At 74.6% G+C, this 19,989-nt stretch carries 13 protein-coding genes, 1 tRNA gene and 1 pseudogene; 11 read left to right on the top strand and 4 right to left on the bottom strand.

Features of this window, described 5'->3' with window-relative positions; translation table 11 throughout:
- The first annotated feature begins 1 nt into the window (after position 1).
- The 4 genes and pseudogenes from J1792_RS07360 to J1792_RS07345 all read left to right on the top strand — a co-directional run bounded on the left by J1792_RS07360 (position 2) and on the right by J1792_RS07345 (position 8,686).
- Entirely contained in the window at positions 2-988 is a 987-nt protein-coding gene (locus tag J1792_RS07360) for a YccS family putative transporter (protein WP_086569021.1), read from the top strand.
- Positions 985-6,843, top strand: a pseudogene (locus tag J1792_RS07355) (type I polyketide synthase). Before J1792_RS07360 ends, J1792_RS07355 begins: the two are co-directional and overlap by 4 nt.
- Positions 6,840-7,298: an acyl-CoA thioesterase gene (locus J1792_RS07350; RefSeq protein ID WP_207246861.1), complete on the top strand. Its 459-nt coding sequence runs from the start codon at positions 6,840-6,842 to the stop codon at positions 7,296-7,298. The pseudogene J1792_RS07355 and the gene J1792_RS07350 overlap by 4 nt, the downstream one beginning before the upstream one ends.
- Positions 7,295-8,686 (top strand): cytochrome P450, encoded by a 1,392-nt coding sequence (locus J1792_RS07345; RefSeq protein ID WP_242645467.1) that lies wholly within the window; start codon positions 7,295-7,297, stop codon positions 8,684-8,686. The genes J1792_RS07350 and J1792_RS07345 overlap by 4 nt, the downstream gene beginning before the upstream one ends.
- 75 nt (positions 8,687-8,761) lie before the next feature.
- Here J1792_RS07345 and J1792_RS07340 read toward each other — a convergent pair whose 3' ends face one another.
- Together J1792_RS07340 and J1792_RS07335 are read right to left on the bottom strand one after the other, a co-directional pair.
- Positions 8,762-9,529 carry a helix-turn-helix domain-containing protein gene (locus tag J1792_RS07340; protein ID WP_207246860.1) on the bottom strand — a complete coding sequence of 256 codons (768 nt, stop codon included), beginning with the start codon at positions 9,527-9,529 and terminating at the stop codon, positions 8,762-8,764.
- A 45-nt stretch (positions 9,530-9,574) separates the two neighbouring features.
- Positions 9,575-10,543, bottom strand: coding sequence for a ParB/RepB/Spo0J family partition protein (locus J1792_RS07335; protein WP_207246859.1), 969 nt, complete (start codon positions 10,541-10,543; stop codon positions 9,575-9,577).
- 275 nt (positions 10,544-10,818) lie between these two features.
- Here J1792_RS07335 and J1792_RS07330 point away from each other — a divergent pair, with 275 nt between their 5' ends.
- The 4 genes from J1792_RS07330 to J1792_RS07315 are packed head-to-tail and all read left to right on the top strand — an operon-like array spanning position 10,819 to position 14,841.
- Entirely contained in the window at positions 10,819-11,334 is a 516-nt protein-coding gene (locus tag J1792_RS07330; protein ID WP_372446076.1) for a DUF5987 family protein, read from the top strand.
- The gene (locus tag J1792_RS07325; protein ID WP_207246858.1) at positions 11,331-12,977 is read left to right on the top strand and encodes an FAD-dependent oxidoreductase; all 1,647 of its coding nucleotides are present in this window, start codon (positions 11,331-11,333) and stop codon (positions 12,975-12,977) included. The genes J1792_RS07330 and J1792_RS07325 overlap by 4 nt, the downstream gene beginning before the upstream one ends.
- Complete coding sequence (locus tag J1792_RS07320; RefSeq protein ID WP_207246857.1) at positions 12,974-13,984, top strand: carboxymuconolactone decarboxylase family protein; 1,011 nt, start codon at positions 12,974-12,976, stop codon at positions 13,982-13,984. The genes J1792_RS07325 and J1792_RS07320 overlap by 4 nt, the downstream gene beginning before the upstream one ends.
- A 47-nt stretch (positions 13,985-14,031) precedes the next feature.
- Positions 14,032-14,841, top strand: a complete 810-nt coding sequence (locus tag J1792_RS07315) for a TIGR03084 family metal-binding protein (RefSeq protein WP_207246856.1) — start codon at positions 14,032-14,034, stop codon at positions 14,839-14,841.
- A gap of 115 nt (positions 14,842-14,956) precedes the next feature.
- Here the strand turns inward: J1792_RS07315 and J1792_RS07310 are convergent, their stop codons facing one another.
- A complete protein-coding gene (locus J1792_RS07310; protein WP_086568066.1) occupies positions 14,957-15,901 on the bottom strand; it encodes a ParB/RepB/Spo0J family partition protein in 945 nt (314 codons plus the stop codon).
- Positions 15,902-16,060: 159 nt separating this feature from the next.
- On the opposite strand from J1792_RS07310, the gene J1792_RS07305 reads away from it, so the two are divergent.
- The 3 genes from J1792_RS07305 (at position 16,061) to J1792_RS07295 (ending at position 19,801) form a co-directional block, all read left to right on the top strand.
- The gene (locus J1792_RS07305; protein WP_242705387.1) at positions 16,061-17,368 is read left to right on the top strand and encodes an MFS transporter; all 1,308 of its coding nucleotides are present in this window, start codon (positions 16,061-16,063) and stop codon (positions 17,366-17,368) included.
- A gap of 65 nt (positions 17,369-17,433) precedes the next feature.
- Positions 17,434-18,783 carry an NsdA family TPR-like regulatory protein gene (locus tag J1792_RS35015; protein WP_207246855.1) on the top strand — a complete coding sequence of 450 codons (1,350 nt, stop codon included), beginning with the start codon at positions 17,434-17,436 and terminating at the stop codon, positions 18,781-18,783.
- 13 nt (positions 18,784-18,796) lie between these two features.
- Entirely contained in the window at positions 18,797-19,801 is a 1,005-nt protein-coding gene (locus J1792_RS07295) for a UDP-N-acetylmuramate dehydrogenase (protein ID WP_242645466.1), read from the top strand.
- 85 nt (positions 19,802-19,886) lie between these two features.
- Here J1792_RS07295 and J1792_RS07290 read toward each other — a convergent pair.
- A tRNA-Thr gene (locus tag J1792_RS07290) sits at positions 19,887-19,960 on the bottom strand.
- Positions 19,961-19,989 lie beyond the last annotated feature (29 nt).

Below are 19,989 nucleotides of genomic sequence, written 5' to 3'. Positions count from 1 at the left end.
GATGGCCACTCAGGCAAGCAGCCCCCCGCCGCATCACGACCCCAAGGTCGTCACCGCGCTCCGCCGCTTCGCGATCTCCATCACGGTCCTGAACATCCTCGGCTACACCGTGCTCGGCTTCGAACAGCCCTGGACCTGGCCCCTGATCGCGGTGGCCACCGCCTACACGGTGGAGATCTCCCTGGAGGCCGTCGCGGCCAAGGTCGACGGCCGGGCCCCGCGCTTCATGGGCCGGGGGCGGCGCGGCATGGTGGAGTTCCTCTTCCCCTCGCACATCACCGGTCTCGCGGTGAACATGCTGACGTACGTCAACGACCGCGTCTGGGTGATGATCTTCGGCGTGGTGGTGGCCGTCGGCACCAAATGGGTGCTGCGGGCCCCCGTGCGCGGCCGCATGCGGCACTACATGAACCCGTCGAACTTCGGTATCGCCGTCATCCTCGTCCTGTTCCCCTGGGCCAGCATCGCCCCGCCCTACCACTTCACCGAGAACATCTCCGGCCCCTTCGACTGGGGCCTGCCCGTGGTCATCCTCGGCCTCGGCACGCTGCTGAACTCCAAGCTCACCGGGCGGATGTGGCTGATCGGCGCCTGGCTGGTCGGCTTCGCCCTGCAGGCCGTCGTGCGCGGCCTGGTCTTCGGCACCTCCATCCCGGCGGCGCTGGGCATGATGACGGGCACCGCCTTCGTGCTCTTCACCAACTACATGGTCACCGACCCCGGCACCTCCCCCTCCAAGCGCAACTCCCAGATCGCCTTCGGCGGCGGCGTCGCCGCGATGTACGGCCTGCTCACCGCACTGGGCATCGCGTACGGCATCTTCTTCGCCACCGCCGCCGTCTGCCTGCTGCGCGGCGGCTACCTGTGGTGGCTGCACCTGAGCGAGAAACAGCGCGCGGCCACGGCGGCGGACCCCGCCGCGACGACCGCCGGAACCGAGCGCCCCACGCCGTCCACCGGAGCGGGGAAGGAAGCGGTGGCTGCATGAGCAGGATCGCCATCGTCGGCATGGCGTGCCGCTATCCGGACGCCTCCTCCCCCCGCGAGCTGTGGGAGAACGCCGTCGCCGGACGCCGTGCCTTCCGCAGGCTCCCCGGCGTCCGGATGAACCTGGAGGACCACTGGCACGCGGACCCGGCCACCCCGGACCGCTTCTACGCGCGGGAAGCCGCGGTCCTCGAGGGCTACGAGTTCGACCGCATCGCCCACAAGGTCGCCGGCAGCACCTACCGCTCCACGGACCTCACCCACTGGCTCGCGCTCGACGTCGCCGGGCGGGCGCTCGCGGACGCGGGCTTCCCGCTGGGCGAGGGCCTGCCCCGCGAGCGGACCGGCGTGATCGTGGGCAACACCCTCACCGGCGAGTTCGCCCGCGCCAACGTCATGCGGCTGCGCTGGCCCTACGTACGGCGCGTGATGGCCGCGGCCCTCAAGGACGAGGGCTGGGACGACGACCGGCTCGCCGGCTTCCTCGAGGGCGTCGAGACCGCGTACAAGAGCCCGTTCCCCGCCGTCGACGAGGACACCCTCGCCGGCGGCCTGTCCAACACCATCGCCGGACGCGTCTGCAACCACTTCGACCTGGGCGGCGGCGGCTACACCGTCGACGGCGCCTGCTCCTCCTCGCTGCTGTCCGTCACCACCGCGGCGGCCGCCCTCCTCGCCGGCGACGTCGACGTCGCCGTCGCCGGCGGGGTCGACCTCTCCCTCGACCCGTTCGAGATCACCGGCTTCGCCAAGACCGGCGCCCTCGCCCGGCACGAGATGCGGGTCTACGACCGGGCCGCCAACGGCTTCTGGCCCGGCGAGGGCTGCGGCATGGTCGTACTGATGCGCGAGGCCGACGCCCTCGCCGACGGGCACCGGATCTACGCCTCCGTCGCGGGCTGGGGCATCGCCTCCGACGGCCAGGGCGGCATCACCCGCCCCGAGGTCGGCGGCTACCAGCTGGCGTTGCGGCGCGCCTACGAACGGGCCGGCTTCGGCATCCAGACCGTGCCGCTGTTCGAGGGCCACGGCACCGGGACGGCCGTCGGGGACACCACCGAACTCCAGGCCCTGTCACTGGCCAGGACCACCGCCGACCCCGAGGCCGCGCCCGCCGTCATCAGCTCGGTCAAGGCCATGATCGGCCACACCAAGGCCGCCGCCGGCGTCGCCGGCCTGATCAAGGCCGCGATGGCGATCGACGCCCGGATGCTGCCCCCGGCCCGGCGCCCACCACCGCACCGTCGCCGGCCCCCACCCGGCCCTACGGGTGCTGCGCCGGGCCGAACCCTGGCCGGACGGCGCCCCGCCGCGCGCCGGCATCACCGCCATGGGCTTCGGCGGCATCAACACCCACGTCGTCCTCGACCGGCCCGGCGCCCACCACCGCACCGTCGCCGGCCCCCGCGACCGGACGCTCGCCTCCTCCGCGCAGGACGTCGAACTCCTCCTGCTCGACGGCGACTCCCCGCAGGAGCTCGCCGCCCGCCTCGACCGGCTGACCGGCTTCGTACCCCAGCTGTCCTACGCCCAGCTCGCCGACCTGGCCGCCGCCCTCCAGCGCGAGCTGCGCGACGCCCCCTACCGGGCCGCCGCCGTGGTCTCCTCGCCCGAGGACGCCGAACGCAGGCTGCGGCAGCTGCGCGACGCGGTGGACGCGGGCGAGACCAGCCTGTTCGCCGCCGACGGCCGCGTCTTCCTCGGCCGCGCCCGCGGCCCCGCCCGGATCGGCTTCCTCTTCCCCGGCCAGGGCTCCGGGCACGGCACCAGCGGCGGAGCGCTCGGCCGGCGGATGGCCGAGGCGGCCCAGGTGTACGAGCGGGCCGCACTGCCCGCCGCCGGGGACATGGTGGCCACCGCCGTCGCCCAGCCGCGCATCGTCACCGGCTCGCTGGCCGGCCTGCGCGCGCTGCGCGCCCTGGGCGTGGAGGCGACCGTCGCGGTCGGCCACAGCCTGGGCGAGATCTCCGCGCTGCACTGGGCCGGCGCCATGGACGAGGAGACCCTGCTGCGGGTGGCCACCGTCCGCGGCGAGGCCATGACCGAGCACGGCGACTCCGGCACCATGGCCTCCCTCGCCGCCGCGCCCGAGGCGGTCCTCGCGCTGACCGCCGGGCTGCCGGTGGTCGTCGCCGGCTACAACGGGCCCGAGCAGACCGTCGTCGCCGGGCCCGCCGACGCCGTCGAGGCCGTGGCGGGCCGGGCCCGGGAGGCCGGCGTCGGCTGCACCCGGCTGCCCGTCTCGCACGCCTTCCACTCGCCCCTGGTCGCCCCCGCCGCCGAGGCCTTCGGGGACTGGCTCGCCGGCGTGGACTTCGCGGCGACGGACCGGCGGATCGTCTCCACCGTCACCGGCCGGGCCCTGGCGCCCGGCACCGACGTCCCCGCCCTGCTGCGCCGCCAGATCACCGACCCGGTGCTCTTCGCCCAGGCGGTCGAGCTGGCCGCCAAGGACGTCGACCTGTTCGTGGAGGTGGGCCCCGGACGGGTGCTCAGCGGCCTCGCCGCGACCGCCACCGACGTACCCGCCGTCGCGCTGGACACCGACGACGAGTCGCTGCGCGGGCTGCTGCAGGCGGCCGGCGCCGCCTATGTCGCCGGCACGCCCCTGGCCCACGAACGCCTCTTCCACGACCGGCTGATCCGGCCCCTGGAGATCGGCGCCGAACTCCGCTTCCTGGCCAGCCAGCCTGCGAGCAGGCCCCGGCGCCCCCGCCCCGTACGGACCGCGCCGCCGCCCCCGCCGCGTCGCCGCGCCCGGCGGCCGGCCGGGACGCCGCGCACGACCCGTCCGCCGCTCCCGGCGACGCGGCGCGCGACACGGCGCGCGACACGACGGACGACGGCACCGGCGCGGACGGCGAGCGCGCCGCCGCCCTGCTGCGCCGCCTGGTCGCCGAACGCGCCGAACTGCCCCTGGACCTCGTCGGCGACGACAGCAGGCTCCTGGACGACCTGCACCTGAGCTCGATCACCGTGGGACAGCTCGTCAACCGCGCCGCGCGCCGGCTCGGCGTACCGCCCGCCCAGGTGCCCACCAACTTCGCCACCGCGACCGTCGGCGAGCTCGCCGAGGCCCTCGACACCCTCGCCGGCACGGACCGGGACGGCGACGCCGCCCCCGTACCCGTCGTCGCGGGCGCCGCACCCTGGGCCCGCGCCTTCGCGCCCGGGTACGACGAACTCCCCCCGCCCGCCGGGCCGCTGCCCGAGCCCGACGGGCCCTGGCGGCTGTTCACGCCCGGCGGCACACCGCTCGCCGAGCCGCTGCGCACCGCGCTGGAGAGCGCGGGGGCCGGCTCCGGCGTCCTGGTGTGGCTGCCGCCCGGCTGCTCCGAGGAGCAGCTGGAGCCGGCGCTCGAGGCCGCCCGGGCGGCACTGGCGGACACGACCGCGAGCCGGTTCGTCCTCGTCCAGCACGGGCGCGGCGCGGCCGGGCTCGCCAAGACGCTGCACCTGGAGGCGCCGCGCCTGCGCACCACCGTGGTGCGGGTGCCCGAGGTGCCGGAGCTTCCAGAGGCTGTCGGCTGGGTGGTGGCCGAGACCGCGGCGACCACACGCTTCTCCGAGGCCCACTACGACGCCGACGGCACCCGCCGGGTGCCCGTCCTGCGCGCCCTGCCCATGGCGCCCGCGCACCCCGAACAGCCGCTGGACGACGGCGACGTGCTGCTGGTGACCGGCGGCGGCAAGGGGATCTCGGCCGAGTGCGCGCTGGCCCTCGCCACGGACACCGGCGCCCGCCTGGCCGTCCTGGGCCGCTCCGACCCGAAGGCGGACCCGGAGCTGGCGGCGAACCTGAAGCGGATGGCCGAGGGCGGAACGACCGTGCGCTACGCGCGTGCCGACCTCACCGACCCGGAGGCCACCCGCGCCGCCGTCGAGGAGCTGACGCGGGACCTGGGCCCGGTCACCGCCGTGCTGCACGGCGCGGGCCGCAACGAACCCACCGCCCTGACCGGGCTGGACATGGCGGCGTTCCGGCGGACGTTCGCGCCCAAGGTCGACGGGCTGCGCCACCTGCTGGACGCGCTCGACCCGGCGCGGCTGCGGCTGCTGGTCGCCTTCGGCAGCGTCATCGGCCGCTCCGGGCTGCGCGGCGAGGCCCATTACGCCACCGCCAACGAGTGGCTGACCGACCTCACCGAGGAGGTGGCACGGCGGCACCCGCACTGCCGTGCGCTGTGCCTGGAGTGGTCGGTGTGGTCCGGGGTGGGGATGGGCGAGCGGCTGTCGGTCGTGGAGTCCCTCTCCCGCGAGGGCGTCACCCCCCTCTCCCCCGACCAGGGCGTGGCCGTCCTGCGGCGACTGCTCGCCGACCCCGAGGCCCGCGGACCGGTGGTGGTCACCGGCCGCACCGAGGGCGTCGCGACCCTGCGGCACGACCTCCCGCCGCTGCCGCTGCTGCGCTTCGCCGGCAAGCCGCTCGTGCGCTACCACGGCGTCGAGCTGGTCACCGAGGTCGAACTGAACGCCGGCACCGACCCCTACCTGGCCGACCACCTCCTCGACGGCGACCTGCTCTTCCCCGCCGTGCTGGGGATGGAGGCCATGACCCAGGTCGCCACCGCCGCCACCGGCTGGACGGCCGTACCGGTGATCGAACAGGCGGAGTTCCTGCGGCCCGTCGTGGTGCCCCCCGCGGGCAGCACGACGATCCGCGTCGCCGCGACCGTCACCGGCCCCGAGACCGTCGAGGTCGCCGTGCACAGCGAGGAGACGGGCTTCGCCGCCGAGCACTTCCGGGCCCGCCTGGTCTTCTCCGGGGCCGCCGTCCCCGACGGGCCGCCCCTGCCGGCGGAGGACGACGCGCCGCCCGTGCCGCTGGACGCGGCGGCCGACCTCTACGGGAGCGTGCTGTTCCAGGGCCCGCGCTTCCAGCGGCTGCGCCGCTTCCACCGGGCCGCCGCCCGGCAGGTCGACGCCGACGTGGCCACGGCCGGACCGGCCGGCTGGTTCGCGGGCTTCCTGCCGGACCGGCTGCTGCTCGGCGACCCCGGCATGCGGGACGCGCTGATGCACGGCAACCAGGTGTGCGTACCGGACGCGACGCTGTTGCCGTCCGGCGTCGAGCGGGTGTACCCCCTCGGCGGCGGCACGGCACCCCAGGGCCCGCTGCGCTACCGCGCCACCGAGCGCGAACGCGACGGCGACACCTACGTCTACGACATCGCGGTGCGCGACGGGCGGGGCGAGGTCGTCGAACGCTGGGAGGGCTTGCGGCTGCGGGCCGTGCGCCAGGGCGACGGCGGCGGACCCTGGGCGGCCCCCCTGCTGGGCCCCTACCTGGAACGCGCGGTGGAGGACGTCCTGGGCGCGCGCATGGCCGTCGTCGTGGAACCGCACGGCGGCGAGGACGACCGCAGGGCCCGTACCGCGCTCGCGGTGCGGCGGGCCCTGGGCCGCCCGGCCGCGGTGCGCCACCGCCCCGACGGCCGCCCGGAGACCGACGGCGGCGACGTCGTCTCGGCCTCCCACGGCGCCGGGATCACCCTGTGCGTCGTCGCCGATTCGACGGTGGCCTGCGACGCCGAGACCGTGACCGCCCGCCCCGCGGACGAGTGGGCCGGGCTCCTGGGCGCCCACGCGCCGCTGGCCGCCCTGCTCGCCGAGCAGTCGGGCGAGACGTACGACAGCGCCGCCACGCGCGCGTGGACCGCCCTCGAGTGCCTGAAGAAGGCCGGGATCACGACCGACGCCCCGCTCACCCTCGACCCGCCGCGCGGCGACCGCTGGGCGGTCCTCGCCTCGGGCGGCCTGCGCGTCGCGACGTTCGCCACCGCGCTGCGCGGCGAACCCCGGCCGGTCGTCCTGGCATTCCTGACCGAAGGAACCGAAGGAGCGGCACGCGGATGACCGACTACTTCGAGTACCGGCACACGGTGGGCCTCGAGGAGACCAACCTCGTCGGCAACGTCTACTACGTGCACTACCTGCGCTGGCAGGGCCGCTGCCGGGAGATGTTCCTCAAGGAACGGGCGCCCGGCGTCCTCGCCGAACTGCGCGAGGACCTCAAGCTGTTCACGCTCAAGGTGGACTGCGAGTTCTTCGCCGAGATCACCGCCTTCGACGAGCTCTCCGTCCGCATGCGGCTGGCCGAACTCGCCCAGACCCAGCTCGAGTTCACCTTCGACTACATACGGCTGGGCCCGGACGGCGACCAGCCGCTGGTCGCTCGCGGCCGCCAGCGCGTGGCCTGCATGCGCGGGCCCAACACCGCCACCGCCCCGGCCCTGGTGCCCGAGGCCCTGGCCCGGGCGCTCGCGCCGTACGCCGCCGGGGGCCCGGCGCTCGCGGGGAGGCCGGCATGACACGGCACGGCATGACACCGCACGGCACGCGGCGGCACGGCACCGGCCGCACCCCGCCGGGGCCACCGCGCAGGGCGCTGCCCGGCCTGCTGAAGAAGCTCGCCACGGACCGGCTCGCCCTCATGCGGGAGGCGGCGGACCTCGGCGACGCGGTGCGGGTGTCCATGGGCCCCAAGACGCTCTACGTCTTCAACCACCCCGACCACGCCAAGCACGTCCTCGCCGACAACAGCGCCAACTACCACAAGGGCATCGGCCTGGTGGAGGCCCGCCGCGCCCTGGGCGACGGCCTGCTGACCAGCGACGGCGAGCGCTGGCGGGCCCAGCGCCGCACCATCCAGCCCGTCTTCCAGCACAAGCGCGTCGCAGGCCAGGCCGACGTCGTCGCCGAGGAGGCGGCGAAGCTGGTGGCCCGGCTGCGCGCGCACGAGGGCGGCGCCCCCGTCGACGTGGTGCGGGAGCTGACCGGGCTGACCCTCGGCGTGCTCGGGCACACCCTGCTGGACGCCGACCTCACCGCCCACGCCACGGTGGCCCACGACTTCGAGGCCGTGCAGGACCAGGCGATGTTCGAGATGGTCTCCCAGGGCCTGGTGCCCATGTGGGTGCCGCTCCCCCACCAGCTGCGCTTCCGCCGCGCCCGCAGGCGGCTGCGGGAGGTGGTCGACCACCTGGTCGTTGAGCGCGGCGGCCGCCCCGGCGGCGCCGACGGCGACGACGCGCTGTCCCGGCTCATCGCCTCGACCCGGCTCGACGCCGCCGGGCCCCGCGCGGGCCGGCAGCGGCTCCACGACGAACTGGTCACCCTGCTGCTCGCCGGGCACGAGACCACCGCGAGCACGCTCGGCTGGACCTTCCACCTGCTCGACCGGCACCCCGAGGCGCGGGCCAGGGTGCGCGAGGAGGCGGTGACGGTCCTCGGCGACCGGGCGCCCTGCTACGAGGACCTGCGGCGGCTGACGTACACCACGGCGGTCGTCCAGGAGGCGATGCGGCTCTACCCGCCGGTGTGGATCCTGCCCCGCAGGGCCCAGGGGGCGGACGACGTGGACGGCTGGGCGGTGCCGCCCGGCTCCGACGTGCTGATCTGCCCGTACACCCTCCACCGCCACCCGGACTTCTGGGACGCGCCCGAGCGCTTCGCCCCGGACCGCTTCGGCCCGGACGGCGGGGGCGACCGGCCCCGCTACGCCTACCTTCCCTTCGGCGCCGGCCCCCGCTTCTGCGTGGGCAGCAATCTCGGCATGATGGAGGCCGTCTTCGTGACGGCCGCGGTCGTACGGGAACTCACCCTGAGCACACCGCCGGGCCACCGGGTGATCCCCGAGCCCATGCTCTCCCTGCGGGTGCGGGGCGGGCTGCCGATGACCGTCCGAGCCGCGGCATGACCGCAGCCCCGAGCGGGACGTCCCGCGCGCCGCGGCCGCCCGCCCGGCCCCCGCCCCTCAGCCGGCGACCGTCCCTCAGCCGGCGACCGCCTCGAGGGCCGCCATCCGCAGGTCGAGCAGCGCCAGCAGCACCGGCGGGTCCAGCGTCCGCACGCCGCGCAGCCAGATGTCGGCGGGGGCGAGGACGGTGTCGGGAAGGACGGTGAGGGGGCCGAAGGCCCCGACGGACGGGGTCACGGCGTCGCCGAGACCCGAGGGCACGCCCTCGTATCCGAAGGGGACCGAGTGCACCAGCAGATGCCAGGTGCCCACGGGCACGTCCGGCAGCTCGTAGGCGCCGGGCCCGTCGAGCACCGCGCAGCGCACGGGCTGACCTTGGGGCACGCAGCCGGGGAAGAGGCCCATGAAGACGAAACCCGGCGACCGGGCGGGCGGAAGGAGGACCTCGCCGCGCAGCGACTGCTGCCGGCCGCCCGTCCAGTGACTGTCGTCGGTGCGGATCTCCGAGGTGAATCCGCCCATTTCGCGATACGCGGAGGGAGCGACGCCCACACATATCTTGAAACGTGAACTGAACGTCCCGACGCTGCTGTAGCCGACCTCGCTGCTGATGTCGGCGATGCTCATCGACGTACCGACGAGAAGGCGCTTGGCCTCCTGGAGCCTGAGCGCGGAAAGGAAGCGCCCCGGTGAGACCCCGGTGGTGTCCCGGAAGATCCGGGTGAAGTGGAACTTGCTGAACATCGCCGTACGGGCCATGTCGTCGATGGTGAGCTCTTGGCCGAGATTGGCGTGCATGTCATCGATGACCCTTTTGACGGCCAACTCGGTGGAATTCAGCATGACCCCTCCCTGATTCGATGAAGATGCATCACGGTGTGGCGGCGGTCATTCGGCGGACGTGCGGCGGTGCATTTCCCGGGCGATCTGCCGCCAGGTGTCCGAGCACTGCCGGGCCAGTTCGGCCACGGCGTCCGCGCAGTGCGGCGGAACGGCGTCCATCCGCCTTTTCCAGTCGTCGCCCATGGCGACCTGAGTGTGCAGCCAGCGCAGCAGTTCCCGGCCCGACTCGCTCTGCCGCAGCGAGGGGTCGCCGGCGAGCCTGCGCAGCGTGAAATGAGGATCTCGTGTGCCGTCGTGTTCGTCCCGTCCCGTCCGCGCGGTCGTCCGCACGCGTCCGGCGACGGCGCCGTCGCCGGTCGCGGCGCGCGTCGCGGGGACGGGGGCCTCCCCGCGGCGCAGCCGGGTGCGGACGTCGTGCGCGGTGCCCACGGAGATGCCGGCGACCCTGGCGATCTCGCGAAGGGGCAGGTCGGGCCGCTCGGCGATGACCTCCGAGGCCCGGATGCGGCCGGCGGCGCGGTTGAGCGGGTGCGGCTTGCCGTCGGTGCCGATACGGACGTTCACCTGCAGCGAATCCGCGGCTGAACGCCGTCGCACGGCTCCCACCGACCGGGCGGCCAGGCCCGTGTAGGCGGCGACGGCGCGGTCGGAGAGGAGGGGGTGCGAGGTCAGGATCCGGGCCGCCGCGGCCTTGCGGTCGGCCATCGACAGGGGGAGTCCGTGCGAGATGTTGGCGACGACCGAGCGGAGGAAGGCCTCCGCGGCGGAGCCGTCGAAGAACGTGGCCGCGATCTCCGAGCGGCCGTTCAGTTCGGCGGCGCGTATCCGGTGCATTCCGTCGATGACCCGCAGGGTCGTCCGGTGGACGAGGATCGGCGGTAATTCCGATTCCTTCTCCGCCAGCTGGCGCGCGTGTTCCTCGTCCAGTCCGTTCAGCCGCGGTGAATCCGCGGGAAGGAGGTTGTCGATTCGCACCGAATAGGCGTAGCGCACACCGACGTCGGCTCTTTCCATACTGTCCCCCGTGGTTCGTTCTTGCCTCGCATGATCGGTTCTTCGAGCGGGCCGTACTTCACGGTGGAGCGGACCGGGCAGGCGCACGCGACGGCGGCCCGGCCTTGATCGGTCAGAGCCTACCGGCTGGCCGGTTTTTGGCAAGAATTTCAAACGGGTTTGCACCGAGGGAATTCGGAACGATTCCTTCCGAACTCGCCGGTAACCTGGGCGCGCCCGCGCCCCCAGCCTATTACCGGCACACCGAAAGCCATATCCACGCAGTGGAGGCGGAGTTGAGTGACCGGAAGATACCGGACGAGCAGCACACGGCGCGGACGCTCGAGGCGTACGCGGACACCATCCTCGACGGCGCGGCCGCGGCCGGCGCCCTGGAGCTCCTGCGCTGGGACGCCACCGGCATCTCCCAGGACCTGGACGAACTCGCGCGGCTGCTCGACGAGCACGCCCGGTCCCACGCCGACGAGCACGCGCTGCCGCCCGACGGCACGTCACCGGCCTTCGAGGCGCTCCCACCCGGCCACCGCGCGGCCCTCGTCCGGCGGCTGACCGCTCCCGGCCACCCCGAGCGCGAATTCTGGGTGCTGCTCGCGCTGTTCTGCAACATGGCCTTCGACTCGGCCGCCCACCTGCACACCGCCGAGGCGATCGCCGCCGGCCATCCGGGCCTCGCCGTCATGGGCATGCGCCGGCCCGACCCCGACGGCCTGTGGCGCTACCCCGACCACTCCTACGGCCGGCCGCTGGCGCGCCTGCACCCCGACACGACACCCTCAGGGAGCCCGGCATGAGCAGCACCGAACGCACCGACATCCTCGTCGTCGGCAGCGGCTTCGGCGGCGCGATCGCCGCCTACCACCTCGCCGCGGGCGGCGCCTCGGTCACCGTCCTCGAACGCGGTCCGTGGCTGGAAAGCGCCGACTTCGAGCAGGACTACAAGCTCGGCTCCTCCTACACCCGCGCCTTCGACTTCGTCGTCGGCGACGGCATGAGCGTGCTCGGCGGCAACTGCGTCGGCGGCGGCAGCGTCGTCTACTTCGCGGCGATGCCCCGCGCCCCCCGGTTCGTCTTCGACCGGCACGGCAGCATCGGCCGGCGCATGTGGCCGGCGGCGATCAGCCGCGACACCCTGGACCCCTGGTACGACCGGGTCGCCGAGGCCATGCCCGTCACCCGCCAGGACTGGAACGACGTCACCTACGCGGGCGGACTGTGGGCGGCCGCCTGCCACCACGCCGGCCGCACCGCCAACCCCCTGCCCGTGGCCATCGACGGCGACAAGTGCGTCAACTGCAACTGGATGATGGCCGGCTGCCGCTTCGACGCCAAGCGGTCGCTGCTCTTCAACTACCTGCCCGCCGCCCTCGCCCACGGTGCCGAGATCCGGCCGCTGCACGAGGTGCAGTACCTCTCGAGGACCGACGACGGCGGCTTCCGCGCCCACTACACGCTCATCGACGAGGAGGACTACCGCGTCCACGGCGAGAGCGGCACCATCGACGCCAAGCTCGTCGTACTGGCGGCCGGGGCCGGCGCCACCCCCGTCATCCTCCAGCGCAGCGAGGCCGCCCTCGGCTCCATGCCCCGGGCCGTCGGCCGCTACTTCTCCGGCAACGGCGAACGCCTCAACACCGCCGTCCTCGACGAGGACAAGGTCGCCGAGGTCCTCGGGCTCACCCGCCCCGACGGCACCGCGTACGAGGCCAACCACATCGGCAGGGGACCCACCGCCGCCAGCTGGGACCGCCTCGACGGCTCGCTGCCGGAGTTCTCCCGCTACTCACTCGAACAGCTCTACTTCCCACCCGGCCTCGGCACCATCCTCGCCCAGACGGCCGGCGCCGACGGGCCCGTATGGTTCGGCCCCGAGAAGCGGAAGATGCTCGAGCGGTGGCGCTCCTGGCTGACGATCTTCACGATGAGCGAGGACGACAACGAGGGCGTCTTCGGCCCGCCCCCGGCCACCGGCAACGCCCACCGCATCTCGCAGCAGATGCTCGGCCGCGGCTCGCTGCGGTACGTACCGACCGAGAACACCCTGCGCGGCTGGGCCAGTTCCGACGCCGAGGTGAAGGAGATCCTGGAGAAGGACGGGCTGGCCACCGTCCTGCCCTGGACCAACGACGTCGTCGGCGCCTACACCGTCCACCCGCTCGCCTCCTGCCGCATCGGCGACGACCCCGCCACCTCCGCCCTCGACGACCGCCACGAACTGCGCGGCCACCCCGGGATCTTCGTCACCGACGGCTCGGCCGTGCCCGGCGCCCTGACGGTCAACCCCGCCATGACCATCGCCGCGCTCGCCGAACGCGCCGTGCCCGGCATCGTGCGCGCCGCCCGCGAGCGGGGCGTCAAGGTCGCCTACGGCGCCCCGGCGCCCGACGGCTCGACGGCCGGGCGGCGCGGCGTGCTGCCCGTGGTCTCCGCACGATGACCGCGGCGACCGCGGCGAGAACGCTCGTCCGCACGGCGCTGCGCGGCTCGCTGGCACAGATCCGGCACGTACGGGCGGTGCCGCAGGGCGCCGCCGAGGGCACGGTCGCCACCGTGTACGCCGCCTCCGAGCGGGAGTTCGGGCTGCTCGCGCCGCCGCTGGCCCTGCACTCCCCCGCGCCCGAGTCCCTCGCCGCCTGCTGGCTGATGCTCCGCGAGACCCTCCTCGCCGACGGCCGGGTGAGCCGCGCCGCCAAGGAGGCGGTCGCCACCGGCGTCTCGCGGGACAACTCCTGCCCCTACTGCGTCGACGTGCACCGGGCCCAGGTGCGCACGCTGCCGCCGGACGACGCGGCCGGGCGCCTTTCGGCCTGGGCCCGGCGCGGCGGGCCGCGCCCGTTCCCGGACGAGGACGCGCCGGAGGTCGTCGGCGTGGCGGTGACCTTCCACTACCTCAACCGCATGGTCAACCTCTTCCTGCGCGACTCGCCCGTACCGCCGCTCGCCCCCGCTGCCCTGCGCGGCGGAATGCTGCGGGCCGTCAGCCGCGTCACGCGCCCGCCGGCCCCCGGCGCCCCCGCGCCCGGCGACTCGCTGGGGCTGCTGCCCGCCGCGCCCCTGCCGCCCGACCTGGCCTGGGCGGCGGGGCGGCCCGCCGTCGCGGGGGCCTTCGCCCGGGCCGCCGCGGCCGCCGACGCCGCGGGCGACCGCTCGGTGCCGGAGCCCGTACGCCGGCTGGTCCACGACGCCCTGGCCGACGCGGCCGCCGGGCCGCCGGACCGCCCCGGACCCCTCCGGGCCGAGGCCGCGGCGGACGGCCTGCCGCCGACACTGCGCCCGGCGGGCCGGCTGGCCCTGCTGACCGCGCTGGCCTCCTACCGGGCGGGCCCGGACGCCGTCGCCGCCTTCCGGGCCCGCCGCCCCGGCGACCGGCCGCTGATCGAACTCACCTCGTGGGCCGCGTTCACGGCGGCCCGGCGGGCCGGCGCCCGGCTCGCCCTCCGATGACCGAAGTCGACTGAAGACCAATGAAGTTCGCTGAAGGGAATCCGCACATGGACAACGTCCAGGACGTACTGAAGGACCTGACCGCCGCCATCGACGACCTCGACCGGCTCGTGGCCGGCCTCGACGACGAGAAGTGGCGCGCGCAAACACCCGCGCCGGGCTGGTCCGTGGCCGACCAGATCGCCCACCTGACCTTCATCTTCGACGCGGCCGGCACGGCGGCGAGCGACCCGGAGGCCTTCAAGGCGATGGCCGCCGGCGCGGCGCGCGACTTCGACGGCGCGGTGAACGCGGCCCTCCAGCCGTACCGCGCCATGACCCGCGAGCAGGTGCTGGCCCGCTGGCGGGCCTCGGCCGAGGCGTCGGTGGCGGCCCTGGCGGCGGTGCCCGCCGGGCAGGTGGTGCCGTGGCTGGTCAACCCGCTCCCGCCGGCCGTGCTGGCCTGCGCCGGGCACATGGAGGTCTTCGCGCACGGTCAGGACATCGCCGGCGCGGTCGGCGTCCGCCCCGAGCCCACCGACCGGCTCCGTCACCTTGCCGGATTCATCGCCCTCACCCGGGACTTCGGCTACCTCTCCCGGGGTCTGACACCGCCGAGCGAGCCCTTCCGCTTCGAGCTGACCGCGCCCTCCGGCACCCGCTGGGAGTTCGGCCCCGCCGACGCCGCACAGAAGATCAGCGGGCCCGCCCTGGACCTCTGCCTCCTGGCGACCCGGCGCCGGCACCCCGACGACCTCGCCCTCGTCGCCACGGGCGACGAGGCGGCCCGCTGGCTGCCCATAGCCCAGTGCTATCGCGGCCCGTCCGGCGAGGGACGCAAGCCCGGGCAGTTCGCCGGTACGGACGCCACCTCCTGAGACACCCCCGGCCGGGCCGCGTCACGGCCCGGCCGGGAGCGCCGTGGCCCGGACCGGTGGGGGTCGGTCCGGGCCACGGCTTCGGGAGCGGCTGAGGGCGGTTCCGGGAACCGCTTCAGGAACGGCTGAGCTCGCCCCGCGCCGCCGAGCGCCGCTCCGAACCCCGCTGCTCGATGTCGCGGGCGAATTTCAGCCACTGCTCGGCGCAGCGTCGCGCGGCCTGGGCCACGTCGGCCGTGCGGTGCGGCGGCACGCTCTCGGCGAGCCAGCGCAGCTTCTCGCCGTCCAGGGAGCGGAAGCTCAGCAGCCGCAGCAGGGTCCGGCCGGACTCGGAGAAGCGCAGCGAGGGGTCGCGGCGCATGGCGGAGCCGCTGTCGAAGGGCATCGGCATCTCATCGCCCGTACTGCCCTCCGCGGCGCGCAACTTCGCCGGCACCGGGTCCTCGCCGTGGCGCAGCCGCTCGCGCACGTCCCGTGCGGTGGCCACGGCCACCCCCGCCACCTGGGCGATCTCCCGCAGGGACGCCCCGGGCCGGTCGGTGATGTACTGCACGGCGCGCCGGCGCCCGTCCGCCGCGTTGAGCGGGCGGACCCGCCCGTCGCGTCCCGTCCGCGCGCTCAGGCCCTTGTCCCGGCCTATGGAGCGCCGCCGCTGGGCGACGACGCTGGCGGAGACGCCGGTGAGCGCCGCGATGCGCCGGTCCGACCAGTGCGGGTGGCTGACGAGGATGCGTGCGGCGGCGGCCGTACGGTCCTCATGGGTGAGCGGCATGCCCTGCGTGGTGTTCAGCCGGACGGCGAGGACGAACGCGTCCTCCGGCGTCCCTTCCACGAACCGCACCTCTATGCGCGCGTCGCCGCGGCGCTGGGCGGCGCGATGGCGGTGCACGCCGTCGACGATGCGCATGGTGGGCCGGTGCACGACGATCGGCGGCAGGGCCCCGCCGGACTCGGCCAGCATCCGGGTGTGCCGGACGTTCTCGCCGGCGAGACGCGGGGAGTCGGCCGGCAGCAGCATCCCCACGGGCACGAACTCGGTTCTCGCCAATACATCGGACATGGCTTCAACTCCCCCGTGCGCGTCCTGACTGGTGATCCCACTCCAGCGCACCTGAGATCCTTTCTGAAGGCGTGGCGGCGGTCAGTTCGGTCAGCTTGGTCAGGTCGGGCCTGACCGGCGGGGCGAGTGGCGCGTCCACGGAGGGGAGGAGCGGGGCCGGTGGCTGGATCCGGGGGACGTACGCGCTGGGCGATCGGAGGGCTGATCGCCGGCGGCATCCTGGTCAACTTCGTCGACCGCACCGCCCTGTCCGTCGCGAGCTCCTCCATCGCCACCGACTTCGGGCTCGACCTCGCCCAGCTGGGCATCGTCCTGTCCGCGTTCACCTGGTCGTACTGCCTGGTGCAGCTGCCCGCCGGCCTCCTCGTCGACATGCTGGGCATCTCCCGGCTCACCCGTATCGCCTCGCTGCTGTGGTCGGTCGCCGGTCTGCTGACCGCGATCGCCGGCGGGCTGGGGACGGTGATCGCGGCCCGGCTGCTGCTGGGCGTGGCGGAGGGGCCGTCGATGGTCGGCGCCTCGAAGGCGACCGCGGCCTGGTTCCCCGTGGACGAGCGCGGCATGGCGACGGCTCTCTTCGACGGCGCGACCAAGCTGGCCAACATGGTGGCCTTCCCGGTGCTCGCGTTCGTGATGAGCGAATGGGGCTGGCGGGCGGGCTTCCTGTTCACCTCGGTGCTCAGCCTGCTGTTCACGGCGGTGTGGTGGATCGGCTACCGCGATCCGTCCGAGCACCCCCTGCTGGGCGCGGCCGAACGGGAGTTCATCCTCCGGGGCGGGGCGCGGGACGCCGACCGGCCCCGGGCCGGAGGGCTGCGCCGGGCGCTGGGCTCCCGCCGGATCTGGGCCCTCTCGCTCGGCTTCGCCTGCTACGGCTACACGATCAACATCGTGCTCACCTGGATGCCGGCGTTCTTCCAACGGCAGTTTCACGTCAAGCTGCTGGCCTCCGGCCTCTACTCGATGGTCCCCTGGGCCGTCGCCACCGTGGCGGAACTGCTGCTCGGCGGCTGGCTGGTCGACCACCTCGTACGGAGCGGCCGCGACCCGTGGGCCGTCCGCCGGTGGGTGCTCGTCGCGGGCCTGGCCTGCGGCGCGACGATCGGCGCGGCCGGAACGGCCGGCTCCCCGGGCATGGCCGTCGCCTGGATGTCCCTCTCGCTCGCGGGCCTGGCCGTGGCCGCCCCCGTGGCCTGGAGCCTGCCCGGCCTGCTCGCCCCGGAGGGCGCGGTGGGAGCCGTCAGCGGGCTGATGAACTTCGCCAACACCGCCGCCACCGCGTGCGGCGTGCTGCTCACCGGCTGGCTGGCGCAGACGACCGGCTCGTTCCACGCCCCCTTCCTCTTCGCGGACGGCATGCTGGCGGCAGGGGTGGTCCTCTACTGGCTCGTGCTGCGGCCGCGTCCGGTCGCCGGTTCGCATGCTTCGCACGATGAGTCACCATCTGTGGCTGCCGTCACAGATTGACCACACGGGTAAGGGGAATGCCTGGTTACGTTCACAAGCGTCCGCGAAGGGCGGGGGAGCGAGCGATGGAAGCCGGCGGCACCTCCGTACTCGCCTCCTGCCTGCAGCTCCTCTCCTGGACCCCTGAACAGCTGGCCCGCGAGATCAACAGGAAGTGCGGCCCCGGCACCATCAGCGCCAAGGCGCCCTACAACTGGCTCAAGGGCGCCCTGCCCCGGCGCCGGCTCCCCCACGTCGTCGCCACGATCCTCTCCGAGCGCCTCGGCGAGCACATCACCGTCGGCGCGCTGTGGCCCCAGCACTTCCCGCCGTCCGCCCGCCAGGCCCGCCCCTCGCTCGTCCCGGACCCGCGCGGGGCGACCTCCACCGGGATACCGGACCCGGCCCCCGAACCCCCCTTGCCGGACCCGCTTCCCGCCGCCGTCGACTGGCTGCTCGGCGACGAGAACGCGCCGCCCACGCGCATGCGCGGCGCCGAGATACCCGTCGAGGCGCTGGACATGCTCACCGCCCGCATACGCCAGCTCCGCCTCCTGGACGACAGCTCCCACGGCGGGCTGGTGATGGACTGGGCGCTGCAGGACCTGCGGTGGGCCCGCAAGATGGCCGCCGACTACGCCTACCCCGCCTCCACCGGCGTCCGCCTGCACGGCATCATCGCCGAACTCGCCCAGCTCGCCGGCTGGCTCGCCGCCGACCTCGGCCTCGAACGGCGCAGCCGCTCCTGCTTCCTGACCGCCCTGGACGCCGCGCGCACCGCCGGCGACCGCTCCCTGGCCGCCTACGTCATCTCCTGCATGAGCTACCGCGCCGCCTGGTCGGGCCGGGGCGAGGAGGCGCTGCGGCTTATCCGCATCGCCCGCAAGGGCTCGGCCGGCGAGGAACCCGGCATCACCCAGGCCCTGCTCGCCACCCGCCAGGCCAGGGCGCACGCCGGCCTCGGCGACGAGACAGGCTGCCGACGGGCCCTGGAGGAGGCCGCCGAACTCTCCCAGGCCGGCGGCCCGCCCGCCGACGCCCCCTGGGCGTACTGGCTCTCCCCCGCCGTCATGGTGGCCGACGCCGGCCGCGCCTGGCTGGAGATCGGACGCCCCCGGCAGGCCGAGTGGCACCTCCAGCACGGCATCGAACTGCTCGGCGACAGCCAGCCCCGCAACCGGCTGCTGCACTGCGCCTCCCTGGCCGAGGCCCGGCTCGCCCGCGGCGAGGTCGACGGCGCCGCGGAAGCCGCCGGGGACGCCCTGGACCTCACCGACACCGTCACCTCGCTGCGCGCCACCGCCCGGCTGTCCGAACTGCGCGGACGCTTCCTGCGCTTCGACAGCGCGGCGGCCCGGACGATCGTGCAGCGGACCGACGACCTCCTGAGGGCGGACCGGCCCCAGGAGGAGGACAGCCCTCGCGCGGCCAGTTAGGCAGAAGGAATCCATGCACGTCACCCACGCGTTACCGCTCGCCTCGATGACGACCCTGGGCATCGGAGGTCCGGCCTCCGTCGTCGCCGAGCTGCACGACCCGGCGGACTTCCCCGACTTCGCCGCCCTCGCGGCCACCCGCCCCGGCCCGCCGGTCACCCTCGGCGAGGGCAGCAACGTCCTGGCCGCCGACGCCGGCTGCACCCCCACCGTCCTGAGGATGGCCACCAAGGGCGTACGCGTCGCCGGCACCGCCCCGGACGACGGCCTGCTCCTCGACGTCCAGGCCGGGCACCCGCTCGGCGACCTGGTCGCCCTCACCGTCGCCGAAGGCCTCACCGGCATGGAGATGCTCACCGGCATCCCCGGCACCACGGGCGCCACCCCGGTCCAGAACGTCGGCGCCTACGGCCAGGAGGTCGCCGACACCCTGCGCCATGTCACCGCCTGGGACTGGCAGCAGGGCCGCCGGGTCACCCTCGACGCCGCCGCCTGCCGCCTCGGCCACCGCACCAGCCTCTTCAAGCACACCCGCCGCTGGACCCTGCTCACCCTGACCTTCGCCCTGCGCCGGTCCGCCCTGAGCGCCCCCGTCTCCTACGGCGCCGTCGCCGCCGAACTCGGCGTCCCCCGCGGCACCCGCGTGCCCCTCGCCGAAGCCGCCGGCGCCGTCCTGACCGTCCGCCGGGGCAAGGGCATGGTCCTCGACCCCGACGCCCCCGACCGCCGCTCGGTCGGCAGCGTCTTCCTCAGCCCCGAGGTCACCCCCGCCCAGGCCACCGCCCTCCGCGCCCACGGCGCCCCCGTCAACCGCTTCCCCGACGGCTCCACCCGCGTCAGCGCCGGCTGGCTCATCCAGCACTCCGGCTTCACCCTCGGCACCCCCTCACCCAGGGCGTCCGCGTCTCCACCCTCCACCCCACCCTCGTCGCCGACGAAGGCGCCACCGCCACCGCCTTCGCCCAGGCCGTCACCCACGTCCGCACCCACGTCCTCCACCACACGGGCGTCCGCCTGACCTCGGAGATCGACTACCTGGGCGACTGGACGGAGTGAACGACAAAAGAAGCCCTGGATCACGGAGTGATCCAGGGCTTCGTCTGAGCCGCCTTCGGGATTCGAACCCGAGACCTACGCATTACGAGTGCGTTGCTCTGGCCAACTGAGCTAAGGCGGCAAGCTGCCGGAAACCGAGGTCGGCATCAG

The organism is Streptomyces triculaminicus, assembly GCF_017349075.1.
In the GTDB taxonomy this organism is placed as follows: Bacteria; Actinomycetota; Actinomycetes; order Streptomycetales; family Streptomycetaceae; genus Streptomyces; species Streptomyces triculaminicus.
This window is presented reverse-complemented; position numbering and strand designations above follow the sequence as displayed.